The sequence below is a fragment of the Bdellovibrionota bacterium genome (genome assembly GCA_035292885.1).
In the GTDB taxonomy this organism is placed as follows: domain Bacteria; phylum Bdellovibrionota_G; class JALEGL01; order JALEGL01; family DATDPG01; genus DATDPG01.
Genome location: DATDPG010000167.1, coordinates 1 through 13340, shown reverse-complemented (window position 1 = coordinate 13340; position 13340 = coordinate 1). Strand labels below are relative to the sequence as shown.

Here is a 13340-nt window from a genome sequence, read left to right as displayed (position 1 = left end):
GGCGGGAGTTCCGTAGGGACCCTGGACCGGATCCATGCGATCGCGGACCGCCTAGGACGTGACGCCCGCGCGGGCAAGAAAATCGTCGCCGTTGTTTCCGCTATGGCGGGCGAGACCGACCGGCTTCTGGCTCTGGGCCGTCACTTCACTCCGCAGCCACCGGCCCGGGAGCTGGATTTCTTGGTTTCGACCGGGGAGCAGATCTCCGCAGGGCTTTTGGCCATCGCCCTTCGAAGCAAAGGGATACCGAGCTTGGCGTTGCTGGGGCACCAGGTTCCGATTCGTACGGATCGAAATTTTGGTGAGGCCCAAATCGAATTCGTCGCTCCTCATCGTGTTAAAGACCGCTTGAACAGCGGGGAAGTGGTTGTGATCGCCGGTTTCCAGGGCGTTACGGAAGAAGGTGAGATCACCACGCTGGGTCGAGGCGGATCGGACCTGACGGCGGTGGCTCTGGCCGTAGCCCTGGAAGCTTCGGTCTGCCGGATTTTCACCGACGTTCCGGGGGTGTTTACGGCAGATCCGCAAATCTGCGCCGACGCCCGTCCCATTCGAAAAATTTCCTATGACGAGATGTTGGAGCTGGCCAGCTTGGGCGCGAAGGTGCTGCAAAGCCGCTCCGTCCAGTTGGCGAAGCGCTATCAGATTCCGCTTCAAGTTCTCTCGTCGTTCGATGACGGAGAGGGAACGTGGGTTCAAAAGGAGGACCGAGATATGGAGAAAACGGTGGTGTCGGGAATTACCTGCGATCGCAAGGAAGGAAAAATCTCGGTTCGCCATTTGCCGGATCCGGTCCACGCCGCGGAAAAACTGTTTTCGGGCCTCGCTGAGGCGCAGATCGTTGTCGACGTGATCGTCCAAGACCGCGGATCGGACGGAAAGACGAACATTACGTTTACGGTTCCGAGGGAATCGTTCGATAAGGCGGCGGCGATTGCGCAGAAACTTGCGAAAAGTGATTCAAAAACGGAAATCCTTCTGCAGGACCGCATTGCAAAGATCTCTGCCGTCGGTCTCGGCATGCGAAGTCATTCGGGGGTCGCGGCGCAGATGTTTCAAACGCTGGCGAAAGAGGGGATTGACGTCGCGGCGGTCTCCACTTCCGACATCAAGATTTCGTGTGTTATCGATGATCGTTATGCCGAACTTGCCGTTCGTGCACTTCACGATGCGTTCGGCCTGGCGAAGGAAGTGAATTGACGGGCGATGACTTCTCGGCGTTCACAACTCTTTCTCATCATCGCATTCGCGGGTCTGGCGGTTCTCTCTTGGCCGAGAAAAACAGAAACGCTGAAACCGTCTCCGGCGGTCGGAACGGCGCAGGGAGTCCCGCTGTCCGCGCCGTCCCTGAGCCCTGAACGACGCCTGCTTTCGGGGGATCGGATTGACGTCAACAGCGCCTCTTACCGCGAGCTGATCGCGTTACCGGGTGTCGGACCCAAATTGGCGACGGAAATTCTCGCTTATCGAAGGCTTCATGGTCCATTCCGGACGGTTCGCCAGCTGGATCATGTTCCGGGAATTGGGCCCAAAAAGCTGGCCGATCTTGAACCTCTGGTGGTTGTAGCGACTTCAGAACATCGGTAGGATGCCTGGCCCATGCTGGTCGGACGAAAAGACAGAGTGGTCGTAGCCATGAGCGGCGGGGTGGACAGTTCCGTGGCGGCTCTCCTTTTGGTTCGCGCGGGGTATGACGTCGTGGGTATCTCGATGCGTCTTTGGTCGTACGAGCGCGAAGCAACGCACGGTTGCTGCACGCCAGAGGATCTTCAGGATGCCCGCAAGGTAGCCGACCTGCTTGGGATTCCGCACTATGTCGCCAATTTCGAGAAGACGTTCGAACGGCACGTGATCGACAACTTCGTCCAAAGCTACCAAGTCGGCGAAACACCCAACCCCTGCATCCGCTGCAATCAGGACGTGAAGTTCTCGACACTGCTCGTACGAGCGAAGGAGTTGGGGGCACAATATCTCGCCACGGGTCATTACGCCCGTAAGGAAAAGGTTGGGGGCCGCTATCAACTCTTACGTGCCGTGGAACAGAGCCGAGACCAGTCCTATTTTTTGTACGGCGTTACGCAGGAAGAATTGAAGATGCTTCTCTTTCCGATCGGACATCTCCCCAAGAGCGAGGTCCGTCGTCTCGCCACGGAGGCGGGTCTTCCAGTCGCCGACAAACAAGACAGTCAAGAAATCTGTTTTGTTCCAGATGATTATGTCTCATTTGTTGAGAAAAAGGTTGAATCACAAAACCGGTGTCCCGGAAGACTGGTAAGTGAAGCGGGTGAAGAGCTGGGTCGGCATGAGGGGATCCATCGATTTACGGTCGGTCAACGGAAAGGTCTGGGCCTTCCCGCGTTGCAGGCGCGGTATGTCCTCGACGTTCGCTCCGATGGTACGGTCGTCGTGGGCTCGGAAGCGGACCTGTATAAATGTCAGTTTGAACTGCGCGAACCGAGGTGGGTGGAAAATGCGCCCCAGGAGGGCGAGAATTTCGACGTCAAAATCCGAAGCCGTTTTGAACCGGCGTCGGCAAAGGTCGAAACAGTTATGGACGGACGAATCGTCGTTCGTTTTGCCTCCCCACAGCGGGCGATCACACCAGGCCAAGCGGCGGTGTTTTACCGAGGCGACGCGGTGGTCGGTGGCGGTTGGATCGACCGCGTCCTAGGCTAAAATGTTATCTGTGGAAAAAACGATTTTCGGAATGGGATGTAACTATGTTGCGTTTCGAATGGGTATCGACGTTTGGCGGGTAAGCCTGATGTTGTCAGCTGTATTCATATTCCTTGTGATCTTTTTGTTAGAACGAAAACCGAATGATTCGAGGCTAGAGAGAAGAGATTTCACCCTCTTTCGGATGGCATCCTATAGCGTCGCTGGATTCCCTTTTGTCGTTTGGCTTGGATTATTGATGGCGGATCCTTTTGAGTACCTACGAGATATCTTTGGCTCTGAATTGCCTTTTGCTTGGACCCTTGGAAGCGTCGCTCTACTTTCCATCTTAACTGCTATTGTTACATCACTTTGGACGCTCATTCGTGTCGCAAAATCCTGGAGCATTTCTTCTCGGCCTGCTCTACTGTATCGAGCGTTAACCTTGATTCTAGCATTGCATTCGATCGCCTTTATGGCTCTACCGCCCCTTCCGCCGTACGTAAGAAACTAAAGAGCCCCTATTTCGCTCACCTCGTTTCCACAAATCGAGTTTTTCAGGAACCCGTTACGAACGTAACGTGCGGGCAACAGCTGGCGTCAGCAAATCGGCTAAAGATTTCTTGGATCGAAGCCGGCGACGGACTTCGGAGCTTGAGACGTTGGGGAGGGCGAACGGCGATTTGGAGGAGCCTTTGCGCGGAACGATCAAAACGCCGAACCGTCGTTCAATTTCCGGAAATCGATACCAGCTACGCCGTTCACGCAACAGGTCGGAGCCGATGATCAGTCGGAACTGTTTTTTCGGGAAACGCCTTTTCAGGGCCATGAGCGTGTGAAGTGTTTTTCCGTCCCCTTTCAATTCTCGTTCAATCGTAGAAACACGGAATCGGGGCCCCAAATTCGAAATCAGTTTTTTGCACCAGCGGACCCGCGTCGAAAAGGGCGCCGAACGTTTCAAAAAGGGATGACGGTAGGTCGGAACAAACCAGACTTCGTCGAGGTCGAAAACCTTGAGTGAATAAACCGCGGCCATCAGGTGGCCTACGTGGGGCGGGTTAAAACTCCCGCCGAAGACGCCGATTTTTGGCTTCGAGGTCAGAACGTCAGGCCGATGCCAACCGAAGGCTGGATAAAATCGGTTCTCCCGTCCACGATTTCGTAAGTGACGCCGACGCCGATGGAAAAAAAGCGAAACGGATGAAGAGAGATACCGGCTCCCACGAGATAGACGGGATCAAATTCATTGTTTCCGGCGATTTCCGTATGCAAAAACCCGACGCCTCCGTTTATGTAAGGCGTGAAATATTCCGTCGGGTACCCCAAGATCCCCTGTCCCGTGACTTCGTCACCGTCCGCACCGCTGCCGGTCGCGATCCAGCGCATGTAAGTGCCTTCCGTCGCGAAAAACCGAGTCCATTGGTATCCGACCGACAGTCCCAACGTGTACGAGATATCGTCTCCGCTCGTCGGTATCGTCGCTCCGGCGCGGGGATGAATATAGAGCTGGGCCGTCGCATTTGTGGCGACAAAACAGCCGCCCATGAAAACAAGGCTGAGGGTGAGACTCTTTAAAGAATGCATGCGGGGATTCTAAAGGATTCCTCGCTTGACTCAACTTGAATCCTGCCTATAACGGACCGTTCATGTTGGATGTCGCGTTAGAAAAATTTCCAGTCCGTGTAAAGACTTACACGTTCGGCTGCAAAGTGAATCTGGCCGATACGGTCCGGATGGAGCAGTCGCTCGTTCAAACGGGCCAATGTCAGCTGATCCGAAACGGAGATCGCCCAGACGTCGTCCTGGTCAATACCTGCACCGTTACGGCCTCGACCGATCGCCAGGTACGACAACTCTTGCGTCGCGTGCACCGCGAGCATCCCGCCGCAAAGATTGTCGTGACCGGTTGTTATGCGGAAGCGGCGCCTGAAAAGCTGAAAGAATTTGGCGGCGTCACGAACCTGCTTCGCATTACGGAACAGGCATCGCTCCCCGCACATTTGGGATTTTCGCTGCCGACGTATCCGGGCGAAGCGATCCTAGAAGAATTTTCGGGACGAACGCGGGCATTTCTCAAGATGCAGGACGGATGCAATTCTTATTGTTCGTTCTGTATCCTTCCGTACGTTCGAGGGAGAAGCCGGTCGATTCCGCTGGCGCAACTTTGCGCACAGGTCCGGCAGTTTGAGCGAAAGGGATACCGGGAGATCGTCATCACCGGCACGCATCTGGGAGCTTACGGGCGGGATCTCTCGCCGCGCACTCGCCTGCCGGAGGCGATTGAAGCGATATCCAAAGCGGCGCCGGCGGTCGCACTTCGCGTCAGTTCTCTGGAGCCGACGACGTTGACTCCTGATTTCATCCGTCTTGTGGCGACCCGTGCGAACCTCCGGCCCCATTTTCATATCCCGCTTCAGAGCGGTTCGGACCCAATTCTGCGCCGAATGAACCGGAAATATTCGGTCGATCTCTTCGCCCGACGGATTAGAGCTTTGGCCGGAGCGCGCGAAACGATCTCCATCGGGACCGATATCATCGTCGGCTTTCCGGGGGAGACCGAAGAGAATTTTGAGCGGACGATTCGATCCATGGAAGAGCTTCCATTCACATATCTCCACGTGTTCCCTTATTCGCCCCGTCCGAAAACGAGGGCGATGTCGTATGAGGATGACGTGCCTCCGGCCGTTAAGAAGGAACGTGTTCGTCGACTGCGGGCGTTAAGCCGGCAAAAACAGCGGCGATTCAGTTCGCTCTTTCTCGGAACAACTCAATCGGTCTTGGTGGAACGGAAGCGAGACCGTCTGGGGCGCCTTTGCGGATATACTCCGCATTATGTCCCCGTTCGATTGCACGGTGCCGACCGCCTGATGGGACACGAGATCGAAGTCTCCCTACTTCAATTGGAAGGGGATGTCGTGCGGGGAGAGATTTCCGTGATGCGAGAGGTGGCCTAATCGTGGCGGAAGAGCCGATCGAAACGCTGGCGCGTGAAATCGAAGAAGTCCTGGGGCATCCTTTGTCCACACACGAGCATCTTTTGATCGCAGTGACGCACCGGTCGTACGTCAACGAATCCAATTCCGGCGAAGTTACGGATAACGAACGCTACGAGTTTTTGGGTGACGCGGTTTTGAACCTTGTCGTGAGCGATTTCTTGATGGAACGATATCCCGGCGAGCCCGAAGGAATGCTCTCAAAATACCGATCGTCGATCGTCAACGAACGGCGGCTGGCGACCGCGGCACGGGACATGCGCTTGGGGACGTACCTTCGCTTGGGTAAGGGAGAAGAACTGACGCAGGGGCGAGAGAAGGATTCCATTCTGGCGGATGCGTTCGAAGCCGTGATAGCCGCGGTTTATTTGAGCGGAGGACTGTCCGACGCAGCCGCGTTTGTGCGCGGTCATCTGAACGAAGCGATCGAACTCGCAGAAACGGAAGGACCTCACCAAGATTTCAAGACGCTCCTTCAAGAAAGAATCCAGCAAAAGTATCGGACGACGCCGGTGTATCGGCTGGTGAACGAGGGTGGACCCGATCACAGCAAGGTCTTCGAATCCGAAGTCCTCATTGAGGATCGGGTGTGGGGGAGGGGACGCGCGAAAAGTAAAAAAGAAGCCGAACAACAAAGTGCTCAAGAGGCGCTCCGTCTCCTCCAGGACGAGTCCGATGGGACCGATGAACCACATTCTTCGAAAACATCGAATGAGGCCCCGTGAACCGTGCGGAGTTTGGAATGGATTCGATTCAAAGCCATCCCATCATCACCATTGTCGGCCGGCCTAACGTAGGCAAATCGACACTCTTTAATCGTCTCGTCGGCCAGCGCCGGTCGATCGTGCATGACCGGCCCGGCATCACACGGGACCGTATTTTTGCTTTGGCGCCGCTTCAAAAGGGCCAAGTCTGGTTGGTCGACACCGGCGGACTCGGAAACCCCGAGGGAGGCGCCCTCGCCGACGTCGTCAACCAGCAGGTGGATCAAGCCGTGGAAGAGGCAAATCTCCTGCTGTTCTTATTGGACGGCCGCGAGGGACTGACGGCGCTCGACGAGGAAATCGCCGCGTATCTCCGCAAACGCGGAAAGCCGATGCTCGCCGTGGTGAATAAAATGGACCCGGCGGCGCGCAAAACGTCGAGTGAAGAGTTTTTTAAACTTGGATTCGACCCGCTTTTGGAAGTTTCGGCGGAACACAACAGCGGAATAGATGCGCTGCGAGAGAGCATCGAATCCCAATTCTCCTCGAATCCGGCGTTCGAGATTTCGGCGGCCGAACGGCGCAACGTCACGGCTTCGCTGGCATTCTTGGGCCGCCCCAATGTGGGGAAATCGTCGTTGATCAATGCGATCTTGAAGGAGCCGCGTGTGGCGGTCTCAGACGCTCCTGGAACCACGCGAGACGTCGTGGACACGTTTCTCGAAACGGGCGAGGGGACTTTTACACTGCTCGACACCGCCGGCCTGCGGCGCAAGACCAAGGTGACGGACGAAATTGAAGCGGTTTCGGCGATTCGCGCCTTGCGCGCGATCGGACGGTGCGATGTGGCGGTCCTGGTGTTGGATGCGGCCGATCAAATGACGACGCAGGACGAACGGATCGGCGGAGCGGTCGTGGAACAGGGGTGCGGGCTCTTGGTAGCTGCCAACAAGTGGGATCTGGTGAAAGATTCCGAATCGAGTCGTCATGAATTTCGTGAGGAACTCTACGAGAAAGCGCCGTTTCTTCGGTTTGCGGCGGTTCGGTTTGTATCGGCCAAAACCGGCCTCGGCGTGCAATCGATCTTGAAGGACGCAAAAAGAATTCGGGAACGAAAGGCGAAGATATTCACGCCGCAAGAACTCGATCCTGAGTTTGACGATCTGGCGCAATATTCTCCTGGAGGTAAGGCCGGTTATAAATTGCGATTGCACAGCCTAACCCAGGCGCAAGAGCGTCTGCCGACGTTTTTTGTTTGGTGCAACGATCCCCGCTGGGCGACGCCCGAATACGAACGATTTTGGGAAAACGAGCTGACGCTTCGGCTTAAACTCGAGGGAATTCCTATTCGGGTTATCTTCCGGCGGAAGCCAACTCGGGGCCGGAACGTTTCGTCGGCGAAGGGACGGCCACGAACCAAAGCTCCTGGCCGTTAGGTTCGATCACGGCGCCGTGAAGCGCATTCAGGGGCTCGCGAGATTTCGCATGGTTCTGCGGTCGAAGGATGACGACGGTTCTTCCACCGTCCGTTTTCATGCGATTCGGTTCCTGAATACTTTCGTTTAGGGCAATCTTTACCCAAGGGTCTGTATTCTTACCCTTGGTTCGTCGCATAAAGAGATACCATCCGCGCGGATCCCTCCCGTCATTTATATACCTAAACCAAAGATCCGCCGTGGAATAGACATCGGCGAACGCCTTGTATTCCCTCGTAAACAGAAACGCCGTCCATGTCGGATTTTTTTGGCCTAGATCTTCCCAGGAAACGACATCCGGGACAGCGCTTGTAGCCGTCGAGCGGGGGTCGACATTCATCCTCTTGTCATACTGGACGAGAATGTATTGCTCATTCTCCGGATGGTGATGTTTTTCCGCTTCGTTTATATCCCCGTCGTGATAACACTTTCCCGTTACCAGACTGCACATCGAAGGTTTCGGCTCGTCCTGGTCCAGGTCCAACGAAAATGTAGTCTCCTTTCCTTTCAAGAGAACCGTTCGAGAGCCTTCCTTGCTCCGCTCGATCTGAGCGCGCGAAAATACTTCACCTGCATGCGGCGGGTGATCGGCGTTCTTGCCGCCCGTGATTCGGTAATTTTCTCCGACGCGGGCGAGATAGGCCCGTCCCCGAGGCCCGGAATCCGAAAAGAAGATCACCGGCTGACTTTCCCCGGAAGAGGGAAGGAGATTCGCTTGATCGATCGCAGCTCCCAGCGCCGTCTGTACCGTAGTACGCCCGCCCGCGGAAAATTGCGTGACACCGAGACCGACCGGCCGTTGCACGACAGATGATGCAGAAGGAGAAGGGGCCGGCGCCGATACACCTGGTCCTCCAGATGGCGGTGGAGCCGGGGCGGAAACGCCCTCGCGAGAAGGACTCGATTCGCCGCTGGGAGTGTGATCTCCGCCCGAGGGGTTGCCGATCGCGGCCGAAGGCTCCGAGTCGTCCCCCGATAAATCTGCCTGTCGCGAGAGATAAGCGTCTCGAGCCGCCGTGTCGATCAGCGGCGTGTGAGAATCACAGGCGTGAGACATGAGAACAAGACACCCCAATAATAGATACAAGGTCGCAATAAATGGGGCACACATAGCCCATCGCTGACCAGGCAAACACATGGCGCGCGTATTATACTCGCCGCGGGCGTCACAACGCAACACGTTAAATTATACTAATTAACAAATATTTTCAATTACTTAAAAGTTAGTCTTCTGCATCTGCCGGACGAAGGGAACTCAGCGACCGTTGCGCGTAACTCTGCCACAGAATCAAAGCGGTCTCAAGTTTTCTGGGGAAACATTGCCCAAAAAGAAGAGGGGATGACGAAAAGGCCATCCCCTCTATCCCTACGAGCTTCCAAATTCAGCAAGGGTGAATATTCAACTCAACGGGAACTCAATCCTGCGACAGCTACGTCCAACCTCAGCCCAACAGAAGAAGCTCGAAACTTTCTAAAATCGGGGGCGCTTATACAACACGTTTCTTACGTGTCAAGTAGACATTTCCAGGGCACTCGGCACGATAGGCCGATGTCGATTCCTAAATTGTCGTTTTCGGTGTCCGTCGAGTCCGCTTCCGCTTCGAAACTGAATTCCGAAGTCGTGGTATTGCCCGTATTTCGCGGCGGCGCGCTCCCGTGGCGCGAGAATGAAGTGGGCAAAGAGTTGTCCCGGCTTATTCAAAAACGGATCGACCGCGATCGCTTCGATGCCGAAGCCGGAAAATGTCATTGGATTGACCTGGAGGGTTTCGGCGCGTCGCGGGTCCTCTTAATCGGTTTGGGAGAGCGCAAAGATTACGACCGGTCGGCCCTGCGAAACGCTTACGGCACGGCTGCCAAGGAGATCTTGGAGCGGAAGGTCCAGCATGTGGGACTTCCGTTTGTGAGCGGCAAGGACATCGGACCGGACTTCGACGTCGCCCTGGAAGGTTTTCTCCTTGGTACGTATCGATTCGACAAATACCGAAAGAACAATCACAAGCCGCTCCTTCAAAAAATTTCCGCGGGAGCGCCCGACAAGCGAGCGAAGGTGTTGGCCGAGAAAACTTTAGCCATGGTGATCCCGACGGTGCGGGCGATATTTTTTAGCCGGGACCTCGTCAACGAGCCGGCCAACGTCGTGAACCCGAGCTTTATGGAAACCCAGGCCAAGCAGATCGCCAAGGAGCAAGGCGTCTCTCTGAAAGTATTCGGCGAGGCGGAACTGAAGAAGCGAGGAATGAATCTCATTCTAGCCGTCGGAATGGGGAGTCAGGAAAAACCGCGCCTTCTGCATTTCGAATATAAGCCGAAAGGGAAATCCAAGAAGAAAGTCGCCTTTTGCGGAAAGGGAGTCACGTTCGATTCGGGCGGCTTGTCGCTCAAGTCCCAGGATCATATGTACGGTATGAAAGCCGACATGGCGGGTGCGGCGGCTGTTCTGGCGATCGTATGGCTGGCCGCGGAGCTTAAAATTCCGGTACATCTGCACGGCCTCGCGCCACTGGTCGAAAATCTCCCGGGCGCGCATTCCGTCAAACCGGGAGACGTTTTTGTGGCTCATAACGGCAAGAGCGTTGAAATTGAAAATACCGACGCCGAAGGCCGCCTGATTCTGGCGGACACTGTTTCTTTCGCGAGCACGCTGAAGGTGGATCACATAATCGACGCCGCCACGCTTACCGGAGCCTGTATGGTTGCGCTAGGGGAGGATGTTGCGGGAATGTTTACGTTTGATTCCAAGCTGGCGAAGGGGATCGGCCAAGCTTCCGAGCGCGTTGGAGAAAGATTTTGGCGACTTCCGATGGAAAAAGCGTACATGCGCCTTCTGAAAAGCGACGTCGCCGATCTACGGAACGTCGGCGGCAAATATGCCGGCGCCATCACGGCCGCGTTGTTCCTTTCGGAATTTGTTTCCGCCGGTTCGTGGGCGCATCTTGACATCGCCGGCCCGGCGTTTCTCGAACACGACTCTCCCATTTGTCCCAAGGGGGGCACGGGATTCGGTGTTCGAACGATGAGGGAGTTTCTATCGACCTGAGAAATGGGCTACATGTTCCGAAGACGGCCGATAAGCTTGCCGATTTTGTTGAGGCGCTCCGGGGGCGAATTTACAAGCAGAGACGACAATACGGAAGCGGTTTCAATCACGCTTTGGACATGCTGAATCCGCTTGAGTTGAAACGAAGCGATCTCTTTCTTCGGATGTTTTTCGAGAATCTGCCCCAGCTTCCGTAAGCCGCCGATCGCTTCATCCAGAATCCGAAGTTCCCGGGTCTGCAATACATTGGCAATCGATTTCCAAATATGGGTCTGGGCTTCGAAATAAAAATTTCGATCGCCCGGAACTCGGATTCGCTTTACGACCGCCCACGTTTGCAATTCACCCAAAAGCAAATTGACGTTGCCTGCGCTGAGCGAAAGTTCGTTTTGAATCTGCCGGGGACTCAAAGCGTCTTTTCGAAGGTAAAGGAGAGACCAGATTCGGCCGAGATGACGTTTAAAACCCCATTGTTCGACAAGGTCGCCGATAATCTCCGCGAAGGCCACTTCTTCGGCGCTCATGTTCGAGATTTCGTGCTCAGTCGTCATTTCGGAAAAAAGTCAGGCTGACCATACCACGGACCATCAGCGATTCCGAATGGACATGCCGCAATCCCGCACTCCGAGCGACGTCGATCATTCTCGCCGGATTTAGAAAATGGAGCGTGGAGTCTCGGAGATATTCGTACGCGGCCTTTCGACTGAAGAGCTGGCCAATACGGGGCATCACGTGATTCCAGTAGAGAAGAATCGCGGGCCGGTACCAAACGGGAGGCGTAGGGTGCGTTTCCAATACGGCCGCGATGCCGCCCGGGACAAGCACCCGCTTCCATTCCCGAAATGCGCGCGCCAAGTCGCCAAAGTTTCTCACGCCGAACGCGCAGGAAATAATGGAGACGGAGCGATCGCGAAAAGGAAGCTCCTCCGAAAAGCCTTCCGTCCAAAGAAAGCGCCCGCCGTATTTTGCGCGTCCGACGGCCATCATCTCCCGGCAAGGATCCAATCCGACGACGGAGAAGGCATGGCCGTTCCGAACGGAAACGAAACGAGCCGCGACGTCTCCGGTGCCTGTGGAAATGTCGAGTACCGGTTTCGTCGGCGGATTGCCGCAAAGCTCCAACGCCTTGGCGACCAGGCGGCGTTTCCAACGCCAATGTTGGCCGAACGATATGATCGTGTTCAAGAGATCATATTGTCGGGCGATATTTCGAAAGTTTTCAATCATCGAGAAGAGTGGAGTCCATCGATAAACCTTGACGATGATCTAAATCAGGAATTGACTTACTCGGCAATTCAGAAATTTCTGAATTCTAGATCATCCATTCAACACAGGGGAGAACTTATGGAAAAAGGACAAGTGACTGAAGACGCCATCTTCGAATGTTTTGCGGCTGCGGAGGAGAATGTGGAACCCCTCAAGTCCGCGGATTCGTTCGTGGATGTTGAAGAATACGAAAACGACGTGATGTATCCTTCGTTCGCCAAGTGGGCGGATGCGGCCGGCTATCCGGAAATCGCGCGCCTGTTCATGAAAGTGGCGGGAGAAGAGAAGCTGCACTCGAAGTGGCTCCGAGAGCTGTATCAAGAGATCGGCGCGCCCAAGGAAGGAAAAGATACGGCGCGAGCCAAGGACGCTCTTTCGGCCATCAACGCCAACATGGAACGCTTGGTTGCGAATAACCCTGAAGGGATGATCGAAAAAGCTTTAAAAGTCGCAATTCGCGTCGAAAACCGCGAGTGGTCGCAGATTTATCCGTCCTTCCGGGATCAAGCCCTGGCGACCGGAAATAGATCTGCCGCCAACGTATATCAAAAGGTGATCGACTCGGAAAAGCAGCATGCTTCGTGGTTTGAAGAGGCTTTGGCCGGATTCCAAGCTCGTAAGCATTCGGCAGTTGCCGCCCCGGCGTAAAGCCGATAGGCTGCGGCCGCCATGGCCACAGCGCCTAAGATTGCAGCATACGGACATGTGGGATGGTGGGAGGCGTTAAACCCTCCCATCTACCTCATCTCTGTTCTTCCGGCGCTGACCGCGTTCACAATCGCCTCTCGCAGCGCCGCGCCCCTTATTCCATTTCTATTGGGAACATTGGGTGTTGTTCTTCTGCAGCACGCCGTCAATGTCTTCAACGACATCACGGATTGGAAGCGAAACGCCGATGTCGAAAAACCGGATTCCTGGGTTCGTTTTCATCGAGAAAATACTCGTGTGGCGGAAATCCACGCTCTGCTCAGTGTTGCCGCCGGTGCGTGTGTCGGGTTGTCGGCTCTTCATCTGGCCGATCGGTGGTGGCTGATCGGCGTTGCCGCGCCTCTCGTCTTTTTGGGTCTCCTTTATAATTTCGGAAAGGTTCCGATTTCGTATGGCCGTCACAGTGAATGGGTGACCGGTGTTTGTTACGGGCCGGGTGTTTTCGGATGCCTGTGGCTTCTTCGCGTCCCTCGGGCGACCGTTCCCGCACTTTTCGGAA

The 13340-nt window shown here is 55.4% G+C and carries 14 protein-coding genes; 9 read left to right on the top strand and 5 right to left on the bottom strand.

Annotated elements, in window-relative coordinates; translation table 11 throughout:
- The 3 genes from VI895_12425 to mnmA form a co-directional block, all read left to right on the top strand.
- Positions 1-1200 (top strand): aspartate kinase (locus VI895_12425; GenBank protein HLG20605.1); only part of this gene is annotated, 1200 nt, incomplete at its 5' end.
- A 6-nt stretch (positions 1201-1206) separates the two neighbouring features.
- Positions 1207-1587, top strand: coding sequence for a helix-hairpin-helix domain-containing protein (locus VI895_12420; GenBank protein ID HLG20604.1), 381 nt, complete (start codon positions 1207-1209; stop codon positions 1585-1587).
- Positions 1588-1599: 12 nt separating this feature from the next.
- Complete coding sequence (mnmA, locus tag VI895_12415) at positions 1600-2676, top strand: tRNA 2-thiouridine(34) synthase MnmA (GenBank protein ID HLG20603.1); 1077 nt, start codon at positions 1600-1602, stop codon at positions 2674-2676.
- Between the two features lie 547 nt (positions 2677-3223).
- Here the strand turns inward: mnmA and nadD are convergent.
- Positions 3224-3739: a nicotinate (nicotinamide) nucleotide adenylyltransferase gene (nadD, locus tag VI895_12410; GenBank protein HLG20602.1), complete on the bottom strand. Its 516-nt coding sequence runs from the start codon at positions 3737-3739 to the stop codon at positions 3224-3226.
- 14 nt (positions 3740-3753) lie between these two features.
- Positions 3754-4239 carry a hypothetical protein gene (locus VI895_12405; GenBank protein ID HLG20601.1) on the bottom strand — a complete coding sequence of 162 codons (486 nt, stop codon included), beginning with the start codon at positions 4237-4239 and terminating at the stop codon, positions 3754-3756.
- 62 nt (positions 4240-4301) lie between these two features.
- On the opposite strand from VI895_12405, the gene mtaB reads away from it, so the two are divergent.
- From mtaB to der, 3 genes are read left to right on the top strand one after another with little or no spacing between them, the layout of a single operon-like run.
- The gene (gene mtaB, locus VI895_12400) at positions 4302-5609 is read left to right on the top strand and encodes a tRNA (N(6)-L-threonylcarbamoyladenosine(37)-C(2))-methylthiotransferase MtaB (GenBank protein HLG20600.1); all 1308 of its coding nucleotides are present in this window, start codon (positions 4302-4304) and stop codon (positions 5607-5609) included.
- A 2-nt stretch (positions 5610-5611) separates the two neighbouring features.
- Entirely contained in the window at positions 5612-6373 is a 762-nt protein-coding gene (gene rnc / locus VI895_12395; GenBank protein HLG20599.1) for a ribonuclease III, read from the top strand.
- Positions 6370-7788, top strand: a complete 1419-nt coding sequence (der, locus tag VI895_12390) for a ribosome biogenesis GTPase Der (GenBank protein ID HLG20598.1) — start codon at positions 6370-6372, stop codon at positions 7786-7788. Before rnc ends, der begins: the two co-directional genes overlap by 4 nt.
- Here the strand turns inward: der and VI895_12385 are convergent.
- Positions 7706-8884, bottom strand: a complete 1179-nt coding sequence (locus VI895_12385; protein ID HLG20597.1) for a hypothetical protein — start codon at positions 8882-8884, stop codon at positions 7706-7708. The genes der and VI895_12385 overlap by 83 nt on opposite strands.
- A gap of 492 nt (positions 8885-9376) precedes the next feature.
- Here VI895_12385 and VI895_12380 point away from each other — a divergent pair, with 492 nt between their 5' ends.
- Positions 9377-10867: a leucyl aminopeptidase gene (locus VI895_12380; GenBank protein ID HLG20596.1), complete on the top strand. Its 1491-nt coding sequence runs from the start codon at positions 9377-9379 to the stop codon at positions 10865-10867.
- A gap of 8 nt (positions 10868-10875) precedes the next feature.
- Here the strand turns inward: VI895_12380 and VI895_12375 are convergent, their stop codons facing one another.
- Both VI895_12375 and VI895_12370 read right to left on the bottom strand, forming a co-directional pair.
- Positions 10876-11391: a hypothetical protein gene (locus VI895_12375; protein HLG20595.1), complete on the bottom strand. Its 516-nt coding sequence runs from the start codon at positions 11389-11391 to the stop codon at positions 10876-10878.
- A gap of 16 nt (positions 11392-11407) precedes the next feature.
- Entirely contained in the window at positions 11408-12094 is a 687-nt protein-coding gene (locus VI895_12370; protein HLG20594.1) for a ubiquinone/menaquinone biosynthesis methyltransferase, read from the bottom strand.
- A 117-nt stretch (positions 12095-12211) separates the two neighbouring features.
- On the opposite strand from VI895_12370, the gene VI895_12365 reads away from it, so the two are divergent.
- Both VI895_12365 and VI895_12360 read left to right on the top strand, forming a co-directional pair.
- On the top strand, positions 12212-12781 hold the full coding sequence (locus VI895_12365; GenBank protein ID HLG20593.1) for a ferritin family protein: 570 nt from the start codon (positions 12212-12214) through the stop codon (positions 12779-12781).
- A 21-nt stretch (positions 12782-12802) separates the two neighbouring features.
- Positions 12803-13340: UbiA family prenyltransferase (locus tag VI895_12360; protein ID HLG20592.1), on the top strand; the 538-nt coding region annotated here is incomplete at its 3' end.

Bases quoted from the DNA above. Each gene is read 5' to 3' on its own strand.
- VI895_12385 (HLG20597.1), bottom strand. From the start codon at position 8,884: ATGTCTCACGCCTGTGATTCTCACACGCCGCTGATCGACACGGCGGCT.
- VI895_12370 (HLG20594.1), bottom strand. From the start codon at position 12,094: ATGATTGAAAACTTTCGAAATATCGCCCGACAATATGATCTCTTGAAC.
- VI895_12375 (HLG20595.1), bottom strand. From the start codon at position 11,391: ATGAGCGCCGAAGAAGTGGCCTTCGCGGAGATTATCGGCGACCTTGTC.
- VI895_12420 (HLG20604.1), top strand. From the start codon at position 1,207: ATGACTTCTCGGCGTTCACAACTCTTTCTCATCATCGCATTCGCGGGT.
- VI895_12405 (HLG20601.1), bottom strand. From the start codon at position 4,239: ATGCATTCTTTAAAGAGTCTCACCCTCAGCCTTGTTTTCATGGGCGGC.
- VI895_12365 (HLG20593.1), top strand. From the start codon at position 12,212: ATGGAAAAAGGACAAGTGACTGAAGACGCCATCTTCGAATGTTTTGCG.
- VI895_12380 (HLG20596.1), top strand. From the start codon at position 9,377: ATGTCGATTCCTAAATTGTCGTTTTCGGTGTCCGTCGAGTCCGCTTCC.
- mnmA (HLG20603.1), top strand. From the start codon at position 1,600: ATGCTGGTCGGACGAAAAGACAGAGTGGTCGTAGCCATGAGCGGCGGG.
- mtaB (HLG20600.1), top strand. From the start codon at position 4,302: ATGTTGGATGTCGCGTTAGAAAAATTTCCAGTCCGTGTAAAGACTTAC.